Source organism: Aquitalea sp. FG25 (assembly GCF_057809375.1).
Window position 1 is genome coordinate 270,735 of record NZ_JBMDJV010000001.1, and the last position, 12,951, is coordinate 283,685.

The window sequence follows — 12,951 nt, forward strand, 5'->3', positions numbered from 1 at the left end:
GGGGTGAGGGCGACAGCTACGCCTCCGGGGTGTTGGAGGCGCTTCTGTCCTGATTAAAAGCAAGTGCCGTGCCTGGGTTCATTACTTGCGCAGTAGCCGCAAGCCGTTGCCTACCACCAGCAGGCTGGCACCGACATCGGCAAATACCGCCATCCACATGCTGCCCATGCCTAGCAGGGTTAGCAGCAGGAAAATGGCCTTGATGCCCAGCGCCAGTGCAATGTTCTGCACCAGAATGGCGTGCGTGGCACGCGACAGGCGGATAAAGTCGGGCAGCCGGGCCAGATTGTCTTCCATCAGCGCGACATCTGCTGTTTCGATGGCGGTGTCCGAGCCCATTGCCCCCATGGCAAAGCCGATATCGGCCTGTGCCAGCGCCGGGGCGTCGTTGATGCCGTCGCCCACCATGCCGACCAGCCCCTCCCCGGCCAGGCTGGCGATGATGTCCGCCTTGTCTTGTGGCAACAGCTCACCACGGGCCTGGTCCATGCCCACGCTGGCGGCCATGGCGCTGACAGTGTGTTGGTTGTCACCGCTGAGCATGATGGTGCGAATGCCCAGTTGCTGCAGGGCGGCGATGGCCACGCGGCTATCCGGGCGCACGGTGTCGGCCACGGCAAACAGGGCCAGCACCTGGTCCTGGCTCAGTAGCAGTACCACGCTGTTGCCGCGCATTTGTTGTTGTTCCAGCAAAGCCTGCAGGCTGGCTGAACCGAGTCCCTGCTGCTGTGCCAAGCGGTAATTGCCCAGCCACAGGGTATGGCCGCCAATGTCGCCACGAACGCCCAGGCCGGGCAGGGCGGCAAAATTGCTCACCTGTTGCAGGGGGACTTGGTCCTGAGCGGCGGCACGCGCAACCGCACGGGATGCGGGGTGGTCGGACTGGCTGGCCAGGCTGGCCGCCAGGCTGCGGGTGTGGGCGGCATCTCCGGCACCCAGTTGCTGCCAGCCGGTTTGCTCCGGCTTGCCCTGGGTGATGGTGCCGGTCTTGTCCAGTGCCAGCCAGCGCAGGCGACGCCCCTGTTCCAGCCAGATGCCGCCTTTGATCAGAATGCCGCGCCGCGCTGCCGCTGCCAGCCCGCTTACCACGGTAACCGGGGTGGAAATCACCAGCGCGCAGGGGCAGGCAATGACCAGCAATACCAGTGCCTTGTAAATCCAGTCTTGCCAGTGGCCAGCTGCCAGCAAGGGGGGCAGGACGGCCACCGCCAGTGCCAGCAGGAAAACCAGCGGGGTATAGATGCGGGCAAAGCGATCGACAAAACGCTGGGTGGGAGCCTTGGCATCTTGCGCCTGTTCCACGGCATGGGTAATGCGCGCCAGCATGGTGTCGGCCAGCAGGGCGTTGACCCGGTACTCGAAGGAACCGCTTTCGTTAAGCGTGCCGGCAAACACACTATCACCCGGCTGTTTTTCCACCGGCATGCTTTCGCCGGTCATGGCGGATTGGTTGACGCTGGAGTTGCCACGGACAACTTCACCATCCAGTGCGATGCGCTCGCCGGGTGCCACGCGGGCAATGCTGCCAATGCCAATATCTGCCAGCGGCATGGCCAGCCAGCTGCCATCGGCCTGTTGCACGGTTGCCTGCGGCGGGCTGAGCTGCAGCAGGCTGTCGATGGCATGGCGGGCGCGGTCTAGTGAGCGGGCCTCGATGCGCTCGGCCAGGGTAAACAGCACCATCACCATGGCGGCTTCCGGCCATTGGCGCAGCAGCAGCGCGCCGGTGACGGCGATGCTCATCAGCGCATTGATATTGAGGGTGGCATGGCGCAGGGCAATCCAGCCCTTTTTATAAGTGCCGATACCACTGCCCAGAATGGCTGCCAGCGCCAGCAGTGCCGCCAGCCAGGCCGGGGCCTGCAGCCAGTCGGCAATTTCGGCTGCCAGTGCGGCGGTGCCGGCAAGTGCCAGCGGCCACCACGGCGTTGGCGTGCTGTTCTGGGTGGTGGCGGGCGCACCAGTCTCGGCCACTTCCGGGGTAAAACCCAGGCTGCGCAGGGCGGCCAGTATGGCAGGCAAGGCGGCGGGCTGATGAGTGACGGTAAGCAGGCGCTGCATCAGGCGGAACTCCAACTCCACCACACCGGACAAGCCAGACAGCTGCTTGCGGATCAGCGCTTCTTCGGTGGGGCAATCCATTTGCAGGATGCGGATGGGAGTGTGCTGCAGGCCGTCCCTGTGCTGAGATGCCGGCAGTGGCTGTGCCGGGATAGGCGCAGCATTGCAGCACGCGGTACCGTGATGGTCGTGTTGCTGCTTGCGATAGCGCGAACTGGTTTGCGCCGGTGTGTCGGGGACATGCGGGTGCGGGTGCGACATTATTGTTCTCCTGTACGGCTTTGGCTTACAGTAAACACCCTGAAGCAACTACAAGGTCAAGCGCGAAGAGGAGCAAGCATGAAAATTGGTGATCTGGCCCAGCAGGCAGGCTGCACCACGGAGACTGTCCGCTTTTATGAAAAGGCAGGTTTGCTGCCGGCAGCAGACCGTGAGGCCAATAATTATCGCAGTTATGGCAACCGGCATCTGGAGCGGCTGCGTTTTGTGCGCAATTGCCGGGCGCTGGACATGACGCATGAGGAAATCCACCAGCTGTTGGATCTGATGGCGGCTCCGGCAGCGGATTGTGGCGGGGTGAATCACTTGCTGGATGATCACATTCAGCATGTTGATGCGCGTATTGCAGAGTTATTGCAGCTCAAACAGCAATTGTTCGCGCTGCGCCAGCGCTGCCAGCGCGAACAGGCGGTGGATGCCTGCGGCATTCTGCAGGGGCTGGTGGAAATGGAAACGGTGGCCAGGCCGGAGCGTCACACTCATCTTGGCTGAGTGTGTTGGCTGAGTGTGAGCGCCGGTTTGTTGTCTACACCTGATACTGCGCGACGGTGCGCAATATCACTCTGGCCTGCTGATGCAGGTCGCGGGCGGCATCGGCCGAGCTGCCAGCGGCGGATGAGTTTTCTTCTGCCATCTGGGCAATCTGCTCTACCCGCTGGGCAATGGTGGTGCTGGTACTGGTTTGTTCAGCAATGCTGCTGGAGATGTCATGGACCCGCCCCATTGCCTGATGGGTGTTCGACTGGATCTGGTCGATAGCGGTGTTGGCCTCGCGTGCGCTGTCGGCTTCCCGGTTGGCGCGTTCCACAACCTGCTCCATGCTGCTGACCGCATTTTCCGTACCTTGCTCCATCTTGCTGATGACACTGGAAATTTCGGTGGTGGATTTGGCTGTGCGCTCCGCCAGCTTACGCACTTCGTCTGCTACCACGGCAAAGCCGCGTCCCATCTCGCCAGCACGGGCCGCTTCGATGGCCGCATTGAGCGCCAGCAGATTGGTTTGTTCGGCAATGTCCTTGATGATGCCCATCACCGTGGCGATGGTCTGGCTATCCTGTTTCAGTTGGCGGATATGGCTGGCCGCATCCCGCACCGAGGCGGAAACCTGGGTGATGCCGGCAACCGTAGCCATCGTAGCCATGATGACCTCGCCGCCCTGGGTAGCCATGGTACCGGCGGTGCGGGTTTGGCTACTGGCCTCGGTTGCGCGGTCGGAAACGTGGTTGATGCTGACGGTCATTTCCTCTACGGCGGCAGCCATGGCGGAGGCTGCTTCGCTTTGCACTTCGGAGCTGCGGGCAATCTGGGTGGTATTGGCCGCCATGCCTTCTATGGCCTGATCCACGGTTTCCACACTGCGGCGTATGTCCTGGAAACTACTTTGCAGTTGTTGCAGCAGGGCATTGAAGGCCTCGGCGGTTTCACCCACTTCATCCTTGCGTTCCACTCTGACCCGCAGGCGAAAATCCAGCGACTGGCGCACATTCAGCATCACGTCACGTATTCCCAGAAGGCTGCTCTTGATGTGGCTGAACAGGCGTCCACCCAGTGTGGCGCATACCAGCAGGCAGGCAAGGATAATGGCAATAGACATGGTGATGGCTTGCTTGTAGGCCCTGGCGTTATCGTCGGACAGGGTGGCGGCCAGCTGGTAGTTGAACTGCATGTGATCAGACAGGTTTTTGCTGAGCGCTGCGGTGGTGCCGCGTATCGGTCCGTTGAAAATGGCCTGCTCCGCCTCCTGTGTCTTGTGCTGGCGGGATAGCTGCAACAAGGCATCACGCGCGTTGCGGTAGTCCTGCATCAGCTTGCGGTCCTGCTCCAGCAGCTTGCTGTCTGCCTCGTTGACGATCAGCTCTTTCTGATAACGGGCCACCGCATCGTCAAAACGCTTGTCCTGGGTACTGATGGCCTGCTGATCTTTTTGCTTTTGAGCATCATCCTGGGCAATCACGTGCCGGTAGGTGCCGGTGCGCATCAGGGTGAGCGCTTCTTGCATCTCGTCCAGCGCCGTTATGCTGGGAAAGGTATTTGCGTTCAGATACTCGAAACGGGTATTGGCCTGTTGCTGCTCATACAGGCCAAAGCCGCCGATTCCCAGCAGCGCCAGTAAGGCAATACCCAGCGTCAGTGCCAGCCTTTGAGAAATGTTCATGATTGCCTGCCCCGATTTGATTATGTCCAGCAAGCTGATTTATAGCTTGCTGGCATGAACAGGCAAGGCAGGATGTGTCGCCGGGCGAAGGGCGTGCGTAGCGCTTAGCTGGCGGCGGGGTTGACGACACCCCAGATGGCAAAATCCTGAGCGTAATGTGGGTCGATGTCAGGATAGTCCGGATGGGCGGCCAGCAGGCGCAGGCGTGTGCCGCTGCGTTGCAGGCGGCGAACCAGCAACTCGCCATCCAGAGCGGCCAGCACCAGGTTGCCATGTACCGGGCTTGCCTGGCTGTCGATGTTGAGCAAATGACCGGCGCAGATGCCGGCACCGCTCAGTGCGTGGTCCGGCATGGGCAGGGTAAAGCGGTTGTCGCAATTGGCAGGGCAGGAGGCGGGCATGGCGGGATGGTCCTGTGTTGAGCAGCTAAGTGATTTTGAAAGTGTACGTAATCAAAATAACATAAGCAAGCCCAAGCAACTTCATGGTTGCGCGCTTGTTTTTCATGTCATGTAGCTATGGATGCCAGATCGCGTGTGCCGATCGGAAGCACCCGGTTTGTCATGCGGGCGCAAATTTCCCTTGCTGGAGCAGGTGCTGGCTGGTTACCCTCATGGTTTAACGCCATTTTTCATCATTTGCGGCGCAGGAGCCATGTATGACCAAACAACAACTCATTGCCATCCTTTCTGAAAAAACCGGTAGCAGCAAAGTCGATGTCCTGCGTTTCATGGACGCCCTGGAGCAGACCATTCGTGAAGAGCTGGTCAATGGCGGTGAGCTGACCCTGGCCAGCACCGGCAAATTCAAGGTAAAGGACACCGCTGCCCGTAATGGTCGTAATCCCAAAACCGGTGAAACCGTGCTGATTCCGGCCAAGCGCAAGGTGGTTTTCACGCCGATCAAGGCGCTAAAGGATGCGGTGGCAGGCTGATTGCCAAGGCCGTGTGGTAGCAGAATGCTGAAAAAGGATGCCAAGGCATCCTTTTTCTATGCATAAAGTATAATTTGCTTGTAAAACTGGATTGTTGACTGAAACTGTTCAATAAATAGAGCGTTGTAACGTGGTCTTTCCGGTCCAGCGACTTTTTGATATTTCGGAGAGGGATATGAAGAGATTGAGGCCAGAATCTGTACGCCAATGCCGATATTGTGAAAGTTTTATTTTTAAATGACTGATGCATTTAAAATGGTATTGACGTGTCGGGGTGAAGCCAGGAACATGACAGCCTGCCTGTGATGGTAAGTTTTTGTCATGCCCGGCAGCAGTGTAGGGTTTTAAGCAATTATAAGAATAGGATTCTCCATGCGTACTCTCCGTTCCAGAATGCTTGTATTCGTCCTGATGATACTGGTGGCCATCTCGCTGCTGTTCTGTGGTGTGGCTTACTGGAAGATGAAAGATGCCCTGCTGTCTTCCATTAGCGACCAGATCAGCCAGACCGCCAATAACAAAGTCAGTTTTATTACAGAATGGGTTTCCACCCGTCAGAACATCGTCGGCTCCGCCTTGTTGCACTTTACCGAGGGGGATATGAAACCCATCCTCGATCAGTCGCAAGTAGCCGGCAAGCTTGATGATATGTATGTCGGTGAACCCAACAAGAAAATGACCCAATTCACCGGTTCCACGCCGGTACCGCCGGGCTATGACCCGACCGGTCGCCCGTGGTACCTGGCCGCCAGCAATTCGCAGGAAGCCATTGCGACCCCGCCGTATATCGATGCTGCCACCAAGAAGCCGATCATCACCTTTGCCAAGGCCCTGCGCAAAGACGGTCAGCTGGTCGCCGTGGCGGGGGGTGACGTTTCCCTGGCACGGGTTGCCGACGAAGTGGTTTCTTCCAAGCTGCCGGGTGATGGCTTTGCCTTCCTGGTGACCGGTGACGGCTCGGTGATTGCCCATCCGGCCAAGGATTCGGGCATGAAGAAAATCGGCGAGGTGATGTCCGGCTTCGACCTTAACGGCATCAGCAAGGACGGCGCACTGCAGACGGTCACCATTAATGGCGAACCCAGCATGACGGCCCTCTACCCGGTAGGCAAGACCGGTTGGCTGCTGGGCGTGGTGGTGCCGGTAGCGGCTGCCACGGTATCCGTTACCCACCTGATTGAACTGATGATTGGTGTGCTGATCGCCGGTGTGGTGGTGGTGGCGCTGCTGGCCACGGTTGGCGTGTCCCGCATGCTGTCCGGTCTGACCGAGCTGCGTGATGCCATGCGTAATGTGGCCAGCGGCGATGGCGACCTGACCCTGCATCTGCCGGTACGCTCGCACGATGAAGTCGGCCAGATCGCCGAAGCCTTTAACGCCTTTGTGCACAAGCTGCATGGCATGTTTGTTTCCGTGCGCAACGATGCCGAAGCACTGGCGCGTGACACCTCCGCCCTGCATCAGGCAGCCGAGAGCATTGCTTCCGATTCGCGCGTGCAGTCCAACGAGCTGTCCGCCACAGCGGCTACCATCGAGGAAATCACCGTCAGCATCAACCATATCGCCGACAATGCCGGCGAGACTGAAGTGCTGGTGGCCAGTACCCGCGAAAACTCGGAAGACTCCTACCAGGCCATGGAGAAGGTGGCAAACGAGGTGCAGTCCATCGTGCAGACCGTGGATGCCCTGCAAAGCGCCATGGGTGATCTGTCTTCCCATTCCGAGCAGATTCGCGGCATTGTCGCCGTTATTCGTGACATTGCTGATCAGACCAATCTGCTGGCGCTGAATGCCGCCATCGAGGCAGCACGGGCTGGTGAACAGGGTCGTGGTTTCGCGGTAGTGGCAGACGAAGTACGCAAGCTGGCGGAACGTACCGCCTCGGCTACGGTGGAAATTGCGCAGATGATCAATAGCGTGATGAGCCAGACCGAAGTGGCCATCGGCCATACCAGCAAGACCAACGAGCGGGTAGCCACCGGGGTGGCGATGTCGCGCGAAGCGGCTGACAAGGTGGGCAAGATCAAGGCCAGCACCCACGATATCGCGGGTCGCATGTCGGAAATCACCAGCTCCACCAAGGAACAGAGCACGGCAACCACCGTGATGGCGCAAAGTGCGGAACGCATCAATGCCAAGGCGCTGGAAAGTGATGAAAACGTGCAACGCATCCTCACCATCATTCAGGATCTGTCCCGTCGTGGCGGTGACCTGCGCTCGCTGGTGTCGCAGTTCAAGCTGTAAGTGCGAAAACAGCACGCCGGTGCTGTGGTCCGCAACAAAAAGCCCCCGTATTCCGGGGGCTTTTTTTGTGCTTGTCTGGCAGGGCCGCGATTAACGGCGGTGATAGCAAGCCGGGGGCTTCATTCCGGATGTGCCGGGGTAAATTTAGTGTCGTCAGCGTAGGTCTGGTGGATCTTCAGGATGGCTGGCAGCGCTTTCTTGAAGGCGGGAATCAGTTGTGGGTCGAAGTGCGAGCCGGCCTGGGCGTACATGTAATCCAGTGCTTCTTCCAGCGGCAACGCTGGCTTGTACGGGCGCACCGACAACAGGGCATCAAATACATCGGCAATAGCCACAATGCGGCCTACCAGTGGAATGGCTGCCCCACGCAGGCCATAGGGGTAGCCACTGCCATCCCAGCGCTCATGGTGGGTCAGGGCGATGGTATGGGCGGTTTGCAGTAGCTCATCTTCATGGTTGCCGATGATGTCAGCCCCCATCAGCGGATGTTGTTTCATCAAGTTCCACTCGTTGCTATCCAGTTTGCCCGGCTTGAGCAGAATGTGGTCCGGGATGCCGATCTTGCCGATATCGTGCATGGGGGCGGCCAGTTGCAGGATTTCCTGTGCCTTGTCACCCAAGCCGGCCACTTCGGCAATCAGGCGTGAGGCATGGGCCATGCGGATGACGTGATTGCCGGTTTCGTTGTCCTTGAATTCGGCAGCACGGCCCAGGCGCTGGATGATTTGCTGACGCGAGGTCAGCAGCTCGCGGGTGCGTTGCGCCACCATGCGTTCCAGTTCGCGGGTTTGGTCGTACAGCGCCAGATGGGTGCGGACCCGGGCTTTGACCACTGGCGGGCTGATGGGTTTGGTAATGTAGTCCACTGCGCCGATTTCCAGTCCCAATTTTTCATCCTCCACCGAGCACATGGCAGTGACGAAGATGACGGGGATATGCTGCCGGTCCGGGTTTGCTTTCAGTCGGCGGCATACTTCATGGCCGCTGAGCCCAGGCATCATGACATCCAGCAGGATCAGGTCCGGTGGCGCATCGGAATACGCTATCTTCAGCGCCTTTTCGCCGTTGGGGGCCACCTTGATTGCATATTCGTCCTCCAGGATGGCGGCCAGCAGTTCGATATTTTCCGGTACGTCATCGGCAATCAGGATGCTTTGGCGCTGTCTGAGATCAGCCATGGTCGTGTGCTTTCTGGTGGCTATTGCATTGTCAGGTTCAGTTGCAGGCGCACGGCCAGCTGTTCCAGCTGCTGCAGTGCTGCGTCGTATTCGTACTGTGCGGCCAGACGGGATATTTGCTGCGCGGCATCAGCCTCTGCATGGTCGGCCAGGGCATGGTAGAGCGCAGTGGCGGTGCGGCTGGCCTTGATGTCGTTGTCTTGCAGCTGGACTGCCAGGGTGTTGAGCAACTGCTGGCTGTCTTCTTGCGGTGTGCTGTTTGCAGGCTCCGCCGGGGTTTGTTGCTCTTCCAGATGGGCCAGTAGCAGTTGCAGTTGTTGTTGCAGGCGGTTGATGGCTTCCTCCTGCGCAGCAGCGTCACCATCCAGATGGTATTCCAGATGGCGGCAGGCTGCGGCCAGCGCATCCGCCCCGATATTGCCGGCCAAGCCCCTCAGATTGTGGACGATGCGCCGCGCGCTGTCGTTTTCCCCGCTGCTTATTGCCTGTTGCAACCGCTGCACGGTATCACGTTCACGTTCCTGGAAGCGATTCAGCAAGCGGGCGTACAAAGTGTGGTCGCCGCCCATGCGCAGCAGGGCGGTATTGCGATCCAGCAGGGTGCTGCCGGGCGTGTGCGGCTGTGGATTGTTGCTGCCGTCGGGCAGGGGCAGCTGCAGTTCTGGTCGCAAATGGCGCAGCAAGGTGGCGTAGAACACCTGGATGTCGATGGGCTTGGCAATGTAATCATCCATGCCGGCATCCAGGCAGCGTTGTTCCTCTCCGGCCATGACATTGGCGGTCATGGCCACGATTTTGCAAGCGGCATGCGTCGGCAGGCGGCGCAACTGACGGGTGGCTTCCAGCCCATCCATTACCGGCATCTGGCAGTCCATCAGCAGCAGTTGGTAATCCTGCTTGCTTGCCATTGCCACCGCTTCCGCGCCGTTTTCTGCCAGATCTGCCTGAATGCCAACCTGGCGCAGCAGTTCCAGCGCGACTTCCTGATTGGTTTGGTTGTCTTCTACCAGCAGCACGCGACAGTCTTGCAGCAAGGGCTTCAATTGCTGCAGATCCAGCCTTGGGGTGCTGCTGCTGGGGGCAAGTGCCGGTTGGTGATGGCAGGCTGTGTGGATGGCATCCAGCAGTGTAGAAAAAGTGGCTGGCTTGTCGAGAATGCCGTCAACCGGGGTCTGTCCCAGCGCTTGGGTCAGGCTGTCGCTGTCGTGGGCGGTGGCCAGCAGGCAGACCGGTGTCGGCAAGTCTGGCCTGGCCTGGATGTATTGCAGTGTTTCCACCCCGTCCATGCCGGGCATTTTCCAGTCGATCAGGGCCAGCTGATAGGGCTGGCCGGCAGCATGCGCCTGCTGCAGCGCCCGCAGGGCTGCCGGGCCGCTGTCCACCGCGTCGGCTTCCAGTTGCAAGGCCTGCAGCATGTGGACAAAGACTTCGCGGGCGGCGGCATTGTCGTCCACTACCAGCGCACGCATGCCGCGAATGTCCGGCAGGGTACTGGGCTGCGTTGGCTGTGATTGTGCCTTGCCAAGCCTGCAGGTAAAGCGGAAGCGGCTGCCGGTGCCTGGCGTGCTGCTGACGGTGATGTCACCGTGCATGAGTTCCACAATGTGTTTGCAGATGCTTAGCCCCAGGCCGGTGCCACCGTAACGGCGGGTGGTGGAACTGTCGGCCTGGGCAAAGGCGTGGAAGACGTTTTCCTGCTCGGCCTGACTCATGCCGATGCCGGTATCGCGTACTTCGAAGCTGAGTAATACCTGTTCTGCGTCTTCGGCTTCCAGCCGCACGGCCAGCGCGATTTCACCGGTTTCGGTGAACTTGACGGCATTGCCTACCAGATTATTGAGTACCTGGCCCAGCCGCAGCGGATCGCCGATGAGCCGGGGCGGCACATTGGTGGCAATGTCGAACAGTAGTTCCAGGTTTTTGTCGCGCACCCGTAGCGCCACCAGATCGGCCACCTGGCTGATGACATCTTCGAGCATGAAGTCGGTTTGCTCGCAACTGAGCTTGCCAGCCTCAATCTTGGAGAAATCCAGAATGTCGTTGATCAGGCCCAAGAGGCCGTTGGCGGCAATATGTACTTTGTCCAGATAATTGCGCTGCTGCGGGTTAAGGCTGGTCTGCAAGGCCAGCTGGGTCATGCCGATGATGGCATTCATCGGGGTGCGGATTTCATGGCTCATATTGGCCAGGAAGTCTGCCTTGGCGCGGGTGGCGGCCTCGGCAATGTGGCGTGCTTCGCGGGCGTCCTGTTCGGCGATCTTGAGTGCGCTGACATCCACGATCATGCCGATCAAGCCGCCTGGCGTGCGGTCCTGATGGCGAAAGCCGGTTACCGAGTACAGCACATGATGCAGCTGCCCATCAGCAAAGGGCAGCTGTTCCTCGCGGGCGATCCGGCTGCAGTTGGCAATGGCCGCTTCGTCTTCTTGCTGGTAGTGCTGGCGGTCGGCCAGCGGCAGGTAGTCCAGGTCCAGCACGCGTTTGCCAATAAAATCACGCCGGTTGACGCCAAAAGCCTGCTCGTAAGCCTGGTTGCAGCCAATGAAGCGGGTGTCTTCGCCCTTGTAGAAAATCGGGTTGGGGATGATGTCCAGCAGGGCTTCCACCAGCGCCACCTGGTGCAGCAGCGCGCTGGTGCGCTCAGAAACCTTTTGCTCCAGTTGGCTGCGGGCCTGCTGCAAGGCGGCGGTACTGGTTTGCAGTTGCTGGCGCATCTGCTCCTGGGCGGCAGCCAACTGGCTGATTTCCTGCCATGGGGCCTGCAGTGCTGCCTGGCTGACCGGTACCGCCAGCTCCAGCCGGCCAATGCGCGCACTTTCGTCCGCCAGTTGCTGCAAGGGCAGGGCAAAGCGGCGGGCTGTACGCAGGGCAACCACGCCACCGCATACCAGTGCGGCAAGCGTAATCAACAGCAAGAGCAAGATGTCGCCAGTGCTGCCGGGCAGGAAAGCAGACTGCGGGGCAATCACCCCTATCCACAGGGTTTGCTGGCCAAAGCGCATGGGCTGAAACAGGCTGAACCAGTCCTGGTCGGCTGCATGTTGCCGGCTGGCTTGGCCCGCCTGCTGCTGGCGGCGCAGCCAGTGCTGGTAGCCATGGGACAGCGGGCCATCCTTGATGGTGGCCAGCGGGTGCAGCAGCAATGCGCTTTGTTGTTGTCTGTCGGTAAAGGGCAGGGCCAGCAGACGGCCTTGGTCATCCAGCAGGGCCAGGGTTTTCTGGTGCTCGGCTGGCAGGTTGCTGGCATAGCTGGCGAGGCTGCTGAGATTGACATCATGGCCGATGACAAAGCGGTCGCCGTCACCGGTAGTCCAGCGGCTGACGGCTGTCATGCCGGTTTGGTGGGTGGTGTAAAAGGTATATGGGGCGGTCCAGAACACACTGCTGTCGCCCGCAAGTGCCATCGCACCCTTAAACCAGGGCCGCTGGCGGGCATCGTAATCCTGCTGCCGGGTTTCGCGGCGGATCAGCCTGCGCTGGCGGTCCCAGTAGAACCAGTAGGTGGTGTGGCCCCAGCGGGCCGGGTCGCTCAGGCGGTTTACCCAGCCGCCATCGGCATTGTGCAGCAACAGGATTTCGCGCCCCGATTCATGTGCCATGTTGACCGAGGCGATCTCGCCATGGTTTTCGATGATGGGAAAGAAAAATTCGTTGAAGCGCTGCAGTTGTTGCTTGTCTGTCAGCCAGTCGGTGCTGCTGTTCCACTGGCTGCTGCCGCCCCAGGCCTGGCTGGTGCGCAATGTGTTTTCAACGCTGCCCAGCAAATTACGGGTGCGGGCTTCCAGTTGCTGGGCGGAAACCTGCATTTCCGACTGGGCCAGGCTATCGACCGTGCTCTGGACTATCAGGTGGTAGCAGCCAAAGGCAAATACGGTGAGTGACAGCAGGATGAGCCCGCACATGCGCAGGACCATGCTGCTGGCGAATGTCTTTTTCAATCAGCGCTCCAATACCGACGTACTGTGCTGTGCTGCTGTGGGGGAATGTTTCTTGCTGGCCTGATGTGATCCGGAAAGGCTTGAGTTGGCGACTTCCGGGCAGGTTGAATGATATTAACATGCTGGAAATCGCAAACTCAATTGTCATTGCAGATTGATGAC

The 12,951-nt window shown here is 59.7% G+C and carries 8 protein-coding genes; 3 read left to right on the top strand and 5 right to left on the bottom strand.

Annotated features, from left to right (window positions below):
* Positions 1 to 81 precede the first annotated feature (81 nt).
* On the bottom strand, positions 82 to 2,322 hold the full coding sequence (locus ACODR9_RS01260) for a heavy metal translocating P-type ATPase (protein WP_488807188.1): 2,241 nt from the start codon (positions 2,320 to 2,322) through the stop codon (positions 82 to 84).
* Between the two features lie 78 nt (positions 2,323 to 2,400).
* Here ACODR9_RS01260 and cadR point away from each other — a divergent pair, with 78 nt between their 5' ends.
* Complete coding sequence (cadR, locus tag ACODR9_RS01265) at positions 2,401 to 2,832, top strand: Cd(II)/Pb(II)-responsive transcriptional regulator (RefSeq protein ID WP_488807189.1); 432 nt, start codon at positions 2,401 to 2,403, stop codon at positions 2,830 to 2,832.
* A 34-nt stretch (positions 2,833 to 2,866) separates the two neighbouring features.
* Here the strand turns inward: cadR and ACODR9_RS01270 are convergent, their stop codons facing one another.
* Both ACODR9_RS01270 and ACODR9_RS01275 read right to left on the bottom strand, forming a co-directional pair.
* A complete protein-coding gene (locus ACODR9_RS01270) occupies positions 2,867 to 4,495 on the bottom strand; it encodes a methyl-accepting chemotaxis protein (protein WP_488807190.1) in 1,629 nt (542 codons plus the stop codon).
* Positions 4,496 to 4,599: 104 nt separating this feature from the next.
* Positions 4,600 to 4,896, bottom strand: coding sequence for a LexA family protein (locus ACODR9_RS01275; protein WP_488807191.1), 297 nt, complete (start codon positions 4,894 to 4,896; stop codon positions 4,600 to 4,602).
* A gap of 257 nt (positions 4,897 to 5,153) precedes the next feature.
* On the opposite strand from ACODR9_RS01275, the gene ACODR9_RS01280 reads away from it, so the two are divergent.
* Positions 5,154 to 5,429, top strand: coding sequence for an HU family DNA-binding protein (locus ACODR9_RS01280; protein WP_089083341.1), 276 nt, complete (start codon positions 5,154 to 5,156; stop codon positions 5,427 to 5,429).
* A gap of 372 nt (positions 5,430 to 5,801) precedes the next feature.
* Positions 5,802 to 7,673 (top strand): methyl-accepting chemotaxis protein, encoded by a 1,872-nt coding sequence (locus ACODR9_RS01285; protein WP_488807192.1) that lies wholly within the window; start codon positions 5,802 to 5,804, stop codon positions 7,671 to 7,673.
* Positions 7,674 to 7,792: 119 nt separating this feature from the next.
* Here ACODR9_RS01285 and ACODR9_RS01290 read toward each other — a convergent pair whose 3' ends face one another.
* Together ACODR9_RS01290 and ACODR9_RS01295 are read right to left on the bottom strand one after the other, a co-directional pair.
* Positions 7,793 to 8,851: an HD domain-containing phosphohydrolase gene (locus tag ACODR9_RS01290; protein ID WP_488807193.1), complete on the bottom strand. Its 1,059-nt coding sequence runs from the start codon at positions 8,849 to 8,851 to the stop codon at positions 7,793 to 7,795.
* Positions 8,852 to 8,871: 20 nt separating this feature from the next.
* Complete coding sequence (locus ACODR9_RS01295; protein WP_488807194.1) at positions 8,872 to 12,789, bottom strand: response regulator; 3,918 nt, start codon at positions 12,787 to 12,789, stop codon at positions 8,872 to 8,874.
* Positions 12,790 to 12,951: the final 162 nt, after the last annotated feature.